The organism is Vibrio sp. 10N.247.311.12 (genome assembly GCF_041467515.1).
Taxonomy (GTDB): domain Bacteria; phylum Pseudomonadota; class Gammaproteobacteria; order Enterobacterales; family Vibrionaceae; genus Vibrio; species Vibrio crassostreae_C.
On sequence record NZ_JBFSUV010000063.1, the window covers coordinates 1 to 14,621 of the forward strand.

General features: G+C 45.3%; 12 protein-coding genes. 3 read left to right on the forward strand and 9 right to left on the reverse strand.

Annotated elements, in window-relative coordinates; all coding sequences use genetic code 11:
• Positions 1 to 139: 139 nt before the first annotated feature.
• Complete coding sequence (locus AB6E30_RS20865) at positions 140 to 670, reverse strand: 3'-5' exonuclease (RefSeq protein ID WP_017068784.1); 531 nt, start codon at positions 668 to 670, stop codon at positions 140 to 142.
• An 87-nt stretch (positions 671 to 757) separates the two neighbouring features.
• On the reverse strand, positions 758 to 2,296 hold the full coding sequence (locus tag AB6E30_RS20870; RefSeq protein ID WP_372105100.1) for a diguanylate cyclase domain-containing protein: 1,539 nt from the start codon (positions 2,294 to 2,296) through the stop codon (positions 758 to 760).
• A gap of 350 nt (positions 2,297 to 2,646) precedes the next feature.
• Here AB6E30_RS20870 and AB6E30_RS20875 point away from each other — a divergent pair, with 350 nt between their 5' ends.
• From AB6E30_RS20875 to AB6E30_RS20885, 3 genes are all read left to right on the forward strand, one after another.
• Complete coding sequence (locus tag AB6E30_RS20875) at positions 2,647 to 3,279, forward strand: DUF2760 domain-containing protein (RefSeq protein WP_017060436.1); 633 nt, start codon at positions 2,647 to 2,649, stop codon at positions 3,277 to 3,279.
• Positions 3,279 to 5,237: an Hsp70 family protein gene (locus AB6E30_RS20880; protein WP_372055799.1), complete on the forward strand. Its 1,959-nt coding sequence runs from the start codon at positions 3,279 to 3,281 to the stop codon at positions 5,235 to 5,237. The genes AB6E30_RS20875 and AB6E30_RS20880 overlap by 1 nt, the downstream gene beginning before the upstream one ends.
• A gap of 153 nt (positions 5,238 to 5,390) precedes the next feature.
• The gene (locus AB6E30_RS20885; protein WP_136979635.1) at positions 5,391 to 8,231 is read left to right on the forward strand and encodes an Hsp70 family protein; all 2,841 of its coding nucleotides are present in this window, start codon (positions 5,391 to 5,393) and stop codon (positions 8,229 to 8,231) included.
• Between the two features lie 171 nt (positions 8,232 to 8,402).
• Here AB6E30_RS20885 and AB6E30_RS20890 read toward each other — a convergent pair whose 3' ends face one another.
• From AB6E30_RS20890 to AB6E30_RS20920, 7 genes are all read right to left on the reverse strand, one after another.
• Entirely contained in the window at positions 8,403 to 8,618 is a 216-nt protein-coding gene (locus tag AB6E30_RS20890) for a hypothetical protein (protein WP_012604204.1), read from the reverse strand.
• A 268-nt stretch (positions 8,619 to 8,886) separates the two neighbouring features.
• Positions 8,887 to 9,360 carry a DUF2947 domain-containing protein gene (locus AB6E30_RS20895; protein WP_004734736.1) on the reverse strand — a complete coding sequence of 158 codons (474 nt, stop codon included), beginning with the start codon at positions 9,358 to 9,360 and terminating at the stop codon, positions 8,887 to 8,889.
• A 140-nt stretch (positions 9,361 to 9,500) separates the two neighbouring features.
• Entirely contained in the window at positions 9,501 to 10,088 is a 588-nt protein-coding gene (gene rimJ / locus AB6E30_RS20900) for a ribosomal protein S5-alanine N-acetyltransferase (RefSeq protein ID WP_280582394.1), read from the reverse strand.
• Positions 10,089 to 10,106: 18 nt separating this feature from the next.
• On the reverse strand, positions 10,107 to 11,651 hold the full coding sequence (tyrR, locus tag AB6E30_RS20905) for a transcriptional regulator TyrR (protein ID WP_136974821.1): 1,545 nt from the start codon (positions 11,649 to 11,651) through the stop codon (positions 10,107 to 10,109).
• 123 nt (positions 11,652 to 11,774) lie between these two features.
• On the reverse strand, positions 11,775 to 12,827 hold the full coding sequence (locus tag AB6E30_RS20910) for a YcjF family protein (RefSeq protein WP_017067719.1): 1,053 nt from the start codon (positions 12,825 to 12,827) through the stop codon (positions 11,775 to 11,777).
• A gap of 14 nt (positions 12,828 to 12,841) precedes the next feature.
• Positions 12,842 to 14,215 (reverse strand): YcjX family protein, encoded by a 1,374-nt coding sequence (locus tag AB6E30_RS20915; protein WP_372105103.1) that lies wholly within the window; start codon positions 14,213 to 14,215, stop codon positions 12,842 to 12,844.
• A gap of 199 nt (positions 14,216 to 14,414) precedes the next feature.
• Positions 14,415 to 14,600: a hypothetical protein gene (locus tag AB6E30_RS20920; protein ID WP_004734731.1), complete on the reverse strand. Its 186-nt coding sequence runs from the start codon at positions 14,598 to 14,600 to the stop codon at positions 14,415 to 14,417.
• Positions 14,601 to 14,621 lie beyond the last annotated feature (21 nt).

The following is a 14,621-nucleotide window of genomic DNA, read 5'->3' on the forward strand; positions in this document are numbered from 1 at the left end:
GCCCGTAGAGGACTTTCACCTCCTAGATCAACGCCATGCTCGGCGCACAATAAAAGCGACGGGTTAAGAAACCGGTCGCTTTTTTGAATGGGTAAACTGAAAGCTGACTAAACAGGGCTGAGAGGAGCTAAAAATTTAGCTACAACATAGTTAATGTGAGTTTCGCAAGATTATAAGCATCGACATAACCCGAGTGCTGACGACCTTCCCACTCAATATTTTTGGCTTCTTGAGCAGCGCGGTGACCAATGCGTTTGTCTTTCAAGCGATTCTGAACACGGTAAAGCGTTGCGATGTTTAAGAACTCGCTAAACGGAGGCTCGATGCCTTTTTCAATACACTCTTTGTGTAAGATAAGGTCGTCACGTCCCCACGCTGCGTAGATTTTTTTGGGACCACCAAAGTTCTTAATCATCGACTTGATGACAGACTCTAATGGGCGACCCTGCTTTTCGATTTTACGAGGTGTAATGCCCGTTAACTCGGCACAGAATAGAGAGACTTCGTCTTTCTCTGGCTTAACGTAGTATTGTGCTCGCTTCACGATAGTACCGGATGCTAGATCAATCTCAGCAAGACCAACTTCAATGATCTCTCCTGTTGTTCCCACACCGTCTTCGCTCCAACAGCACATTTCTAAATCGAAACACACCACTCGATTGTGATTCATACGTCGCCTAATTCTCTCGTCAAAAATTTTGTGAAATTGTACATGAGCCCAATACAGAACTCGACCCTAGTTGTATCAAGTGCTCATTTAGCCTGCAATTGTCACTCGATTTCGGCCATTCGACTTACTTTGATAGAGCATACTGTCTGTTTTTTGCAGAATCTCTTCCGTGTTTTCATTAGCGTAAATAGCAGCACCAATACTCAAAGTACAACTGAGCTGTCGACCTTTGTGCTCACAATGAGACTGGCTCACTGTTCTTAGAATACATTGTAAGTATCGTTCTAGGGCTTCATGGTTTGTAATACTAGAAATGATACAGAACTCATCTCCACCTATACGAAACAGGTTATCCCCCTCTTTCAAGCTCACTGAAATCAATTTAATTACATGAATGAGTAAAGCATCCCCTGCAGGGTGACCGAATTGGTCGTTAATGCCTTTGAACTTGTCGACATCAAATCCGATGAGACTAAAGGGTTCATTTCGCTGTATCGCTTTATCTAACATCTTATTGAAAGCACGTCGGTTATAAACCTCGGTCAGGCTGTCGTGGTTGGCTAGAAAACGAAGCTCTTCTGTTCTTTTATCAAGCATTTGATACAGGCGCTCTTTTTCTCTGATCTGCATATTCACGATGTACGCTAACAACAATGAGATGGTTGTTCCGACTAGCGCGATGCCAGTCAACACAAGGTAGCCATAAAAAGAGATGCAGGAATCTATCTTGTAATCGATCTTCCAATTTCGGTTGGTCAACTCGATTGTCTTAGTTATATGGTGCCCTGTTACTCCCTCATAACCTTGAGTTTCAAATAGAATTGGGGAGTCTTCAGCTTCAAACCCGGTATCCGTAACGCGAATGTACACGTCCATATCGCCGACAGTAGATGCCAGAAGTTTCTCAAAATAGTATGTGGTACGAACAACACCAATCACAACCCCTAACAAATTGTCCGTTTGACCATCAAACACAGGGTGGTAGACCAACATTCCGCTCTTAGGTGTGTTGCTGTCTAAACCGTCTTGCAACAGACGAACTTTGTCTGAAATATTCGCTTCACGTGTTTTTTTAATGTTATCAATGACCAGATTAAACCGCTCACGAGAAGAGTAAAAACCCAAAACACCGTTGTTCACTGGATCATTCGGATAAATATCTGTCGCGATAAATACGGGCTCGCCATCCAAGACATAACCATAAGTTTTTGGCCCATGTTTAGGGATAGTAAACATTCTATAGGATGGGTATTGAGCTTTCATTTTGGCGGTATGCTCGGCGATATCTTCTACCGCTACTTTTTGCATCCACTGCAATCCGATCAGGCTTTTCGAACCGTTAATCGTTTGCTGAGCAAAACGATCAAATCGATCCCGACTATCGACATCATTAGAATAGAAAAAATTTGCACCGGAACCGATATAAGCGACATCGTTATCAATAAACGCTTTTAAACTGAGCGTTTGATGCTGAGCAAAGCTATCCAGATTCTCATTCAAAGACCTATTTTGATTCGCCGCAACCAAAACAAAACACAACACCGTCATCAAAAATGTGGCAAAAAAGACAACTAACGGCAAAGTTCGTTTCTTCAACCCTGTTATAGGGTCGGTAGTGTGGGGCATACAGCTTCCCATATGATGTTATTTTGAGTCGAAAGTATACACTGCCGGAATGCTAGGCTCTATTTATCTTTGACTCTCACAATGGGATAAAACTAACACTATTTACAACCCATGGACATTTACGGCTAATAAACCAACAAATCTCGATTAACTTTTAAGCTAACTCACCAAAAAGCCAGTTTATTGAAAACATTAAATAAAGCCCTTAAGCCTTGAATATGCTAGTATCCACCCATATTTATAGCTTGAAAGTGACCATTTCGGCCTTATGCCACTGAGTTTCTTTCCAACCTGTATATTCCTTTAAACCGACGAATATACCGTTAAATCAATTTTAAAGAGAAATCACTATGATCGTTGATTTGAACCTAATCCCACAAACGTTTGATATGCTTCACGCAGGCCTAACTGCATCAAGCGTTTTACTACTGTTAATTGCCGTTTCTCGTAAAACCAAAGTGGTTGAGAAAGTCGTAGAAAAACCAGTAGAAAAGGTCGTTGAAGTTGAAAAGCCAGTTGAGAAAATTGTCGAAGTAGAGAAAGTAGTAGAAGTTGAACGTGTGATCGAAAAAGTAGTAGAAGTTGAATCTAAGCTTGCTACAGCACCAACAGACTCTGCAATGCAGCTACTGTCTATCATGCAGCAAGAAGCGCGCCTTATCGACTTCTTAAAAGAAGACCTAACGTCATTCTCTGATGAAGAAGTTGGCGCAGCAGCTCGTGTTATTCACACTGGCGGTCAAAAAGTATTGGCTGATTACGTAACGCTGTCTCACATCCGCACTGAAGATGAAGAAACACGTATCACTATCGCTGAAGGTTTCAACCCTCAAGAAATTCGCCTAACTGGCAACGTAACGGGCAATGCACCATTCAACGGCACACTAGTTCACAAAGGTTGGAAAGCAACTGACATGAACCTGCCTAAGCTTGCTGAAAACTACGATGCATCTGTAATTGCACCGGCAGAGGTGGAGCTATAATGGAACACCAAAGTCATTCAGCTCAAGAGCCATCTTCTCAAGAGCAAAACCAGGTACCCAAGTTCAGTGTTGGTATCGATTTAGGTACTACACATTGCGTTTTGTCTTACATCGACACAAGCAATGAAGACGCTCGCGTTGAGGTGATGCAAATCCCTCAACTGACGGCGCCAGGTACAGTAGAAACTCGCAGCCAACTTGGCTCGTTCCTATACCAACCGCACGAACATGAAATGAATGCGGGCTCTCGCGTTCTTCCTTGGTCTTCAGAGCCAAAAGCGCTAGTGGGTGCAATTGCTCGTAACCTTGGTTCTAAAACCCCTATCCGTTTGGTAGCAAGTGCAAAATCTTGGTTATGCCACGGTGGTGTTAACCGTCGCGATGCTTTCCTTCCTGCAGGCAGCCCTGAAGAAGTTGAAAAAGTATCTCCGCTTAAGACAACTGAATTGTACCTTGAGCATCTTAAAGACGCATGGAACCACGCAAACCCAGAACACAAACTGGCAGACCAAGATGTAACGATCACGGTTCCAGCTTCGTTTGATCCTGCGGCTCGTGACCTAACAGCAGAAGCTGCACGTAATGTCGGTTTCACTCACCTAACGCTTCTTGAAGAGCCACAAGCGGCTCTGTACAGCTGGATTGATAACAGCAACGACACATGGCGTGATGAAGTAAACGTTGGTGACATCGTTCTTGTTGTCGATATCGGTGGTGGTACAACCGACCTTTCGTTAGTTGAAGTAACACAAGATGACGGCAACCTAAGCCTGAACCGTATCGCAGTAGGTGAACATATCCTACTTGGCGGCGACAACATGGACTTAGCACTGGCTTACCGCTTGAAGATGAAACTGGCGCAAGAAGGCAAAGAACTGGCTCCTTGGCAGGTTCAAGCAATGACTCACGCATGTCGTGATGCGAAAGAAGCACTGCTTAACGATGCTGAACTGCAATCTGTGCCTATCGTTGTTCCAAGCCGTGGTTCTAAACTGCTTGGCGCAACACTGAAAACAGAACTGACTCAGCAAGAAGTTCAACAAACATTAGTGGACGGCTTCTTCCCTAAAGTTGCTGTAACTGAGCACCCTGTACAAAAGACGCGTGGCGCACTGACTCAAATGGGTCTGCCTTACGCTCAAGACGCAGGTATTACTCGTCACATTGCCGCATTCCTTTCTAAGCAAGCGAACGCGCTTTCTGGAAATAGCGAAACGGCTCAGCAAGATTTCAACCCGTTTGCAAACATGCCCGGTATGCCCGGTACGCAAGGGTCAGAAGCGCCAGCGGCAGACTTCATCAAGCCAACAGCAATCCTGTTCAATGGTGGTGTTCTAAAATCGAACCTACTTGCTGATCGTCTTTCAGATACGATCAACGAATGGTTGATCAATGCTGACGAAGAGTTCGCAAAACAGCTTTCAGGTTTAGATTTAGACCTAGCGGTTGCAAGTGGCGCTTCATACTACGGCGCAGTTCGTCGTGGCCAAGGCGTTCGTATCCGCGGTGGTATCGCTTCTTCTTACTACGTAGGAATTGAAAGTGCGATGCCAGCAATCCCAGGTATGGCTCCTCCAATGGAAGCGCTGTGTGTTGCCCCATTTGGTATGGAAGAAGGTTCAAGCGTTCAAGTACCTAGCCAAGAGTTCGGTCTAGTGATTGGTCAGCCAGTACACTTCCAGTTCTTCGGTTCAACCATTCGTCGTGAAGATGAAGCGGGTACACACCTTGATCACTGGGCGCCTGAAGAGCTTGATGAGCTTCCTGAAATCCAAGTGACTCTGCCGGTATCTGAAGGCCGTCGCGAAGGTGAAGTCGTTCCAGTGACCCTGGCTTCTCGCGTTACTGAGTTAGGTACCTTATACCTAGAAGCGATTGCTACTGACAACGGTCAGAAATGGCACGTTGAGTTCGATGTTCGTGAAGACTCGAATAACGACTCAAACGAACAAGCATAATGAATCAACGGCACCTTAGCGGGTGCCGTTACTTTATCAATGCATTTCTCAATCTAGTCCTGCCTGTTTCTCAGGAATGACGTTTACGAATAACAACAATAAGACCAAAGCTATCAAAAAACTGGTCATCACTCTGGAAGAATAAGGTTTTGTATGGCAACTCCTCGTTTTTTAGTCGGCATTGACTTAGGCACAACCAATACGGTTGTCGCTTACTGTGAAATCAACGACGACCTACAACATGCTCCCGTTTCTCTTTTCGATATTGACCAACTCATCGGCCCCGGTGAAGTAGTTCGCAAGCCCCTACTTCCATCATTTCGTTACCACCCAGCACAAGGTCAAATATCCCCTTCTGACCTGACAATGCCGTGGGAACCAAGCCCCGTTGAAGGCGATATTAAGAACGTTATCGTCGGTGAATGGGCACGTGAATTAGGCGCTAAGGTTGAAGGCCGCCAAGTATCGAGTGCTAAGAGTTGGCTGTCACACCAAGCGGTGGATCGTAACTCCGACATTCTGCCTTGGGCAGGCGCAGCAGATGTCGATAAAGTCTCGCCAGTTGTGGCGAGTGCAAGCTACCTCAACCACATTCGCCAAGCATGGAACTACCGTAACCCGAGCAACAAGCTTGAAGACCAAGATGTTGTGGTTACCGTTCCTGCTTCCTTCGATGAGACAGCACGCAAGCTAACACTCGAAGCGGCAGCACTTGCTGGCTTAGGTAAGATTCTGTTACTCGAAGAGCCGCAAGCCGTTTGTTATGACTGGTATGCACGTCATCAACAAACCGCAGCCGATGAACTTCAGCAGATCCCGCTGATTCTAGTGTGTGATGTTGGTGGTGGTACCACCGATTTAAGTTTGATCGAAGCAAGCTTCAACTCAAACAATGGCGATGACCAAGAACTCGCACTCGACCGTATTGGTGTTGGTGAACACTTGATGCTTGGTGGTGATAACCTCGATTTAGCCCTTGCCCACCTTGCAGAGCAACGCTTCAATCAAAACAAAAAGCTGAATGCCTCTAGCCTAACCAAACTGATTCAACAGACTCGCGCCGCAAAAGAGAGCCTGCTTTCTGCCAATGCGCCCGATGATGTAAAGATCACCATGCTGGGCAGCGGTTCAAAACTGCTTGGCGGTACTAAGAGTATTGGTTTAACTAAACAAGAAGTCCATCAAATCGCATTGGAAGGTTTCTTCCCGCTTTCTGAGTTTACTGAAACACCCGACAAACGCCGCAGTGCTGTGGTTGAGTTTGGTCTGCCTTACGTGGCTGACCCTGCGGTGAGTAAGCACGTTGCAGAATTCCTAGCAACGCACCAACAAGTGTCTAAAGCCGCATTGGAAAACTCAGACTCTATTGAGTTCGATGACACCAAACCTGCAATTCCAGTTGGCGTGCTGCTCAATGGTGGTGTGTTTAACAGTGAACTGGTAACAGAGCGAATTACTCAGCTACTGGGCAACTGGAACGGTTCTCCTATCACAGTGCTTGATAACCCTCATCCAGATTGGTCTGTTGCCCTTGGCGCGGTTGCCTTTGGTAAAGCACGCCGCGGTGCACAGCTGAAAATCGGTGGCGGTGCTGCCCGTTCTTACTTCTTGCATCTGCAAGAGAAAAACAAGATGGGTAAAGCGCTTTGTCTGCTTGCCAAAGGAACCGAAGAAGGCCAAGAGATACGCTTGAACAGCCGTCGTTTCTCGCTGACTTTAGGTGAGCCAGTACGATTTAATCTTCTGACTTCAACACACGATCAAATTGCTCATGACACCGCCATTCAAAACGGTGTGATGGTCAATGTGGATGCCGACTTGTTCTCCCCTCTCCCACCGTATATTTCTACGCTGGAAGGCTCAGGTACTGCAGAACTTCAAGCCAACCAAAAAGAGCGTGTTGAAGTACTGCTCGCTTGTCAGTTAACCGAAGTCGGCACATTGAAAATGGAGTGTGTGAGTATAGAAGATGACTCTAAGCGTTGGTTGCTTGAGTTTGAAGTAAGAAACAAGCAAGGCGATGAATCTGATACCTCCGCGCTTCACCCAAGATTGGAAGAGTGTAAGGAGTTGATTTCTCGCCTGTACAGCGGCAACAAGAAGAGTGCTGAATCGAAAGAGATCAAAACACTATCGAAAGATCTTGAGAAGCGACTAGGTAAACGCGATGAATGGGACTTCACGACCCTTCGTCATCTATTTGATACCTTCTCATTAGGTCGTAAACGTCGTCGCCGCTCAGAAGCACACGAGAAGAACTGGCTACGTTTGGCGGGATACTCGCTACGTCCTGGCTTTGGCGATCCGACTGACTCATGGCGTATCGAACAGATTTGGGGCCTTTACCAACAGAACATTCAGTTCAAGAACCACCAAGGCTGGACAGACTGGTGGGTATTCTGGCGTCGTGTCGCTGGTGGGCTAAACCAAGAGCAGCAAGAGAGTATCTTGGCTGACATCGCTAAATACCTTCACCCAGGTGCAATGAAGAACCCTAAGACAGCCAAAGATGCGCAAGATAATGGTTATGAAGCCATGGTCCGTTTAGCGGCGTCACTTGAGCAACTTGAGGTTGAAGACAAAGTGCTGCTGGCAAGTTGGTTCTTAAGCAAAGCGATCAACCATAACCAATTTGAACAGGCTCACTGGTGGGCGCTAGGACGATTAGCATCAAGAACGCCTTTGTATGGCAGCCAACACAGCGTAATTCCTAGAGAGCAAGCTGAACAGTGGTTACCAAAACTGCTTGAACAGAACTGGCAGAAAGAGCAGATGATCGCCTTCGCAGCGGTGATGATTTGTCGAAAAACCGGTGACCGTCAGTTTGATATCTCTGACGACTATCGCAATCAAGTGATTGAGAAGCTTAAGCAAAGCAAGGTACCTGACTCATGGTTAACACTAGTGAGTGAAGTGACTGAGCTTTCTGAGAGTGAATCTAAGCGTGTGTTTGGTGATGCGTTACCAAGCGGATTAAGCCTAATCAATAACTAGGTTTGAAAACGATTAGCTTTCGTTGCTAATGGTAAAGAAGCTAGCAAGAAAAGAAAAAGCCACTTTCGATTCGTTGAAAGTGGCTTTTTTATTGGTGGCTTAAGGCTGGTATGTGTAATCGACTTATAGCTTTTTGGTTAAGAGCCTTAGCCGTGTTGCAGTTCATCATTGTTAATGTTTGGTTCCAGTTGGGTTGATAGGAAAATCCGTATTTTCATAAATGTCAGATAGTTTTTTCGGTTTCTTCTCTTTTGCTCCTTTGTTCGATTGATTATGAGTTTCGCTTAAAAGCCATTCCTCATGCATTTTTGCTGAATCCAAAAACTCTGGATCCTCCATTGCTTCCTTGCGAAGTTTATTTACACGTTCGAGAGTATCCCAAATCATAATACTTCACCTCCACTAAGGCAGTAATATAAAGATAGCTCAACCCCATGAAACTTCAACTAACCCAATGAGATAGCGATCTCAATTTCGAAAATTAACTGCTCTATGTCAGTAAAAATAGTCATCATACACTGGGCTGAAATAGTCGTTTCCTTCCGATGATCTTCGAAGATCATTAGGCATAAAAAAAGCGAGCTCAATGCTCGCTTTTTGTCTGTCTATCTGTTGATCGGATCGTCAACACTCGCTCGATTAAATCACACCGAACTTAAGCACGATTACCAATTTTAACGGTACCATTTGTAGCAAACCAAAGTGCTTCTGAACGGCGGCGACCTAGTAGAATCGGGCCATCATCGTAGAACAAAAAGTTCTTCCAGTGTTTCTTGAAAACTGACCATTTGGTTTCTAAAACATTGTATTTTTCGTAACAAAAATAAACAGTTACGTCATCTTGCCAATCAATGAAGTTTAGAATTTCTTCTGGCATTTCAGGCTCATCCGCTTCCCAATTTGCCATCCAGCTGATCTCTTCATTCCAGTTCGATGCTTTGCTTGGCCAGTCTTGCGAACTTAGTCTTTCCGCATCAGGGCTTTGAGGGCTAACGTTCTCTTTCCAGAACTGAGATGCTCTCGCCTGTGTCATTGGTTTAATCTTTTCCAAATCCTCTGCCGGCAGCGGCATTGACTGGTGAGTGAAAATCCATTTTCTTTGGTATTCGTCCAAAGTTGTGTATGACATCAAAATTCCTCAAATATCTTCTCAGGCTGATGGATCTACCATGCCTATATGTTCTTTTTGATACAGCGGCGATTAGAGTTCGCTTGATATTCGCTGCCTTTAAATTCGTTACTTGTTCTTACGCCTAGATACTATTTAGTCTAGACATTGCGTTTGTCTTCCCAGTTAGGGTTAACTAACGCGGTCAGTATATGGTCTTCCCATTTACCGTTAATCTGTAAGTAATCTTTGGCGAAGCCTTCTCGAACAAAGCCAAGATGTTCCAAGACACCCGCACTGCGTTCATTGTGAGGCATGTAGCCCGCCATTAAGCGGTGCATGTTCTGCACATCAAACATGTAGTCTTTTGCCATGCTCAAGCCTCTGCGCATGTAACCGTGGCCCTGTGCACTTTGCGCCAATGAGTAACCGACATTACAGGCGTAGAACGGGAAACGAGACAAATTACTGAACGATATGGTGCCTAACATTTCATTAGAGTCAGCATTAATCAGTAAACAGTAATAGCCTAGTCCCATTTTATGAAGCTCGTTTAACTTGATCAGTCGCTGCGCCCAACTCGCTCTATCAAAGAACGCGTCTTCGCGAATCGGTTCCCAAGGTTTCAGGTACTCTCTGTTAGCCTGAAAGTACTCACTGATCATCGCTGCGTCGTCGATTTCAGCCGTTCTCAGAATCAGGTTACCGTCACGCTTATAAATGCGCTCCGGTGTACTCAAATCTTCCATAATCTTGTTCTTATTCGATCAGTTCTTTCTGATACCGTAATCACGAAGCTTATTCGCAATTGAGGTATGAGAAACATTCAAACGTTTTGCTAGCTTACGGCTTGATGGGAAAGACTGATAAAGCTTCTCTAGAATCTGAGATTCATAGTCTTTCATGATCTCATCGAGCGAGCCGTCTAAGCTCAGGTTCGCCATTCCAGCCGTCATTGTTTCAAGCTGTGGCAAGTGGAATTGCTCAACCGTTAGCGTGTCTGAATCCAACTCTGTTAGTGCGCGTAGAACCATGTTGTCTAACTGACGAATGTTGCCCGGCCATTGGTAATTACCAAGCTGGTCGACTAACTCTTGAGTCAGTTTTGGTTTTAACATACCTAACTGCTGCGCGTACTTTGCAACGAACAGTTCCAACAGTGGCGCTACGTCGTTTGAGCGTTCACGCAATGCTGGAATAGACAGAGTCAGTACATTCAAGCGGTAGAACAAATCTTCACGGAACGAACCCGAGTCGGCTAATTCAGAAAGACGGTGGCGCGTTGATGCAATAATACGAACATCCGCGTGCATCTCTTCTTCTTCACCAACACGACGGAATGAACCATCTTGTAGGAAACGCAGCAGCTTGATTTGAAGATGCGGGCTCATCTCGCCAATTTCATCTAAAAATACCGTACCGCCATTCGCTTGCTCGAAAATGCCTTTATGACCTTGCTCATGGTTGAATGAACCCGGCGCATGACCAAACAATTCCGTTTCCGCTACGTCATCAGGCATCGATGCACAGCTTAGAATCAAGAATGGGAAAGACGATCGATTTGAACGGTTATGACACGCTTTCGCCAGCATCTCTTTACCCGTACCTGTATCGCCTTCAATTAATAGAGGCTGATCCAGCATAGCCAATTTCTTAGCTTGGCTGATCAAGGCTTTATGGCGATTAGAGACACCAACAAAGTGTTCAAAACCCAGGTTGTTCTGTTCTGGGATTGAATCTGGCGAGTTCATCTCTTGATTACAAGAACGAATCGTCATTACTGCGCTTGCCAGTACCGCTTCGTTGACATCACCACCAAGGTAAATCGGCAGGATCTCAATAGAGAAATCTAAGCCATCCAACACGACAACTTCACGATGGCGCGTTACATCGCCTTCGATCCAACGAGCAAAGTTAAAACTAGGAACAAACGTCGCGAGCGGTTCACCGATGACTTCATCTTCTTGTTTGTTGAAGAGGCTCAATGCGGCGTGGTTAGCCATATCGACTGAGCCTTTAAGGTCAATCGCAATCACAGGATCAGGTAGGTTTGCCAGCAGAGCAATCAGCTCTGTGTTATGCCTTTCGCTTGGCATAAATTGGATTTTACGTACATCCTTCACACCTGAAATTCGGCGAATTTCAGCCATAAGTTCACTAAAAGCATCAAAATCAATATCAGGGCAGTTTAGATAAATAATACCTTTAACATCAATTTCGATTCCTCTTAAATCAATGCTTTTTGAGGCCAAGATATCGAGCAACTCACGCGTTAAGCCGAGTCTGTCTTCACACAATACTTCAAGACGCACAAATAGTCCTATTATAGGTGTCAGGATAAGTTGACAGTAGTGTGGATTAAGCTCTGAGTTCAGTCAAGAAGAAGAGTAAACATATGTTTACTCTTCTTCTCAAACTATTGAGCTTCAAATGCTTTATTTAAGAGTGATACGCTTTATTTCAGAAAGGACGGCTTTGCGGAGGTCTGCCAGTTTTACTTTTCGTTCGTTATGCCAAGGCATAGGACGCAGCAATGTCATGGCTTTTAAGCCCAGTCTTGCAGTAAGGATACCGACACCTAGCCCCTGCCCTGCTCGAGCTGAGACTTTGCCTGCAAGATCCATCGAGACGAGATCCATACTTGCATCAATTGCGAGTTCACTGGCTCCCGCTGCTGCCATGTTGATTAACACCAATTTAAATAGCTTAATCCTAGACCAGTAGCCAAGCTCAATGCCATACACATCAGCAAGCTTGTCGATCATGGTGAAATTTCGCCAAGCCACCAGCAACATATCAGCCGCCGCCAATGGACTCACTGCAACCAAAGCCGCCGATTCGGTCGAAAACTTAGTGACGATTTGAGTCGCTACTTTGTCTTGTTGACTCACGACTAACGCATCGTACATATCCAACACTTCTGCATCACTGTGTGCTGGGTTAATGCTGTTTCGCCACTTATCGTACGAAGGAGACTCAGCGATAATGCCACCTTGCTTGGCGATGTTCTCACAGAACGCTTTGCCCTTGCCGACACTTTGACTTTGGAGTAGCTCTTCACTCTGCTCTTGCACACTAAAGTGATCTTTAAGTGAACGCAGTTTCCACAGCTCTTTGCCTATTGCGCCTAAACCCAATGAAGCAATGGCAGCAATAAAGCCTGCCCAACCTAACGCAAGCCAATCAGCAGTTTGAATTGCGGTAATGACCGATTCAATTGCTTGCCATCCAACTAGGCCAGAAAAAGCGACCAATAAACCCGTTCCAAACCACTTCTTCTTTTTGCTCGGTCGAATCACTTGTTCCAATTGCTGCTCAGCTTCACCATCAAGATCAGCTTTCACTTGCGGTGCGACAGGGACAAATTTCTCTTGCTCTGTGAACAGTTGTTGAGCGCCTAAATCCGGGCCAACGTCACTCTTGTCTTGCTCATCAAAAGAGGTCTTCAACGGTTCATTAAAGACCTGCTTTGTTTTTAATTCACTCATTTTGATTGCCTCAATTACTTCAACTTGTCGCCAATGAGATACTCTAAAACCTTGTCGACTCTTAGATGTTGGCAAGGCTCATCGGAATGTTGCTCCATCGGTCTAAAGCTCGTGAAATCAAACTGGTTGGTTTCCCAATACTGTTTATTAGGCAACTTACGCGGCACCTCTCCCGGATACATGGTTTGAGGGACATTATCCAAAGTCACACCTTGCAACGCAGGAACATTGTCTGAACCCGACGAGATATAACCCGCGCTGGTCGCTTGAATAGACGCGATACTCATACAACTCATGTCGATGTGTTCAAACGCCGCCTGCTGCCAAGCCGGATGTACCATCTGTTGTAACAGTGACACCAAGTTCGGATGTTGATCCGGTGTCACGTGGTCAGCCTTGGTGGCTGCAAACAAGATCTTGTCGATCTTCGGCGCAAATAAACGTCTTAAGATATTGCTTCGACCGTACTTAAAGCTCTTAAGTAGCTGTTCTAACGCGCCACGCATATCCATGAAAGAGTCATAGCCCGCATTAAGTGGCTGTAAGCAATCCACCAACACGATTTGTCTGTCGAACGTCGCGAAGTGATTCTTGTAGAACGCTTTCACGACCTTCTGTTGATACTCTTCATAACGCGCTTTCAGTACCGCATAGTTACTTGTTTTTGAGAACTTACCCTCAGGTGCGAGACACGGGAAGAATTGCAACACAGGCGCGCCTTCAAGCTCACCCGGTAATACGAATCGACCCGGTTGTACCCAATGCAGTCCGTTACTTTTACAAGTATGAAGGTACTGGGTGTAACTATCGGCAATCGCGACCAGTTTTTTTTCGTCTGCTTCTGCTAGCAAATCGATATCACCACGCATGGCGTTCCAATGTTGCGAGTAGGTTTCTCTGTCGCCTTTCAATGCGGCAAACTGAGATTGGCTCCAGGTATCGAAGTCCATATCCAGTAACGGCAAATCAAGCAACCATTCACCTGGATAATCGACAATATCGAGATAAAGGGTGCTGTTTTTACTCAGTAGCTTCTTTGCGCCCTTCGCAGGCTTATATTTGATGGCTAAACGAATCTCACTGACATCACGCGTTGGTACCGGCCATTCTGGTGGCTGTGCATTCAACGACTCCATCGCTTCATCATAAGAGAAGCGTGGAATCATCATGTTGTGTTGCGGGATGCGCTTTGCGCCAATAATTCTTCCATCTCTCGCCGATGCAAGCAGTGGCAAGTTTTTGTGGGTAGACGTATGAAGAAGCTGATTAACCAGCGAAGTAATGAATGCTGTCTTACCCGCACGAGAGAGCCCCGTGACCGCTACTCGAATATGAGAATCCGTTCCTCTGCTTATAAAGTCACTCATTTCTTGAGTTAGGTGTTTCATTAGAACGACTCCGTGATAGTTAGGCTAGCTGGTTATGATAATAGAAAGGCAAGCCTATGTTCTTTCCCCGTTGGGATAGTTTGTATGCTTTTGCTTATGTTGATGAGTATGCAATACACATTCTTAATGCTAGATGAATAAAAGCCCCTGACTACATTCATAATCAGGGGCTTTAGAATTTTTGCACGATATCCGACGTCTAATCGTCTTCAATCAACTTGTAGATAACAAACAGTGCAATCTCTGCAATTAGCCAAAGCGCACATGTAATCGTCACGTATTTATTATCAAAGATACTGATCCCTTTCAAGATCAGGTCGTAGCCAACAAAAGCACCAATCACCACTGCCAAGATAATCTGTAGGATCTGAATAAAACGAGGCATTCCTCTCTCCTATGTTCTTAT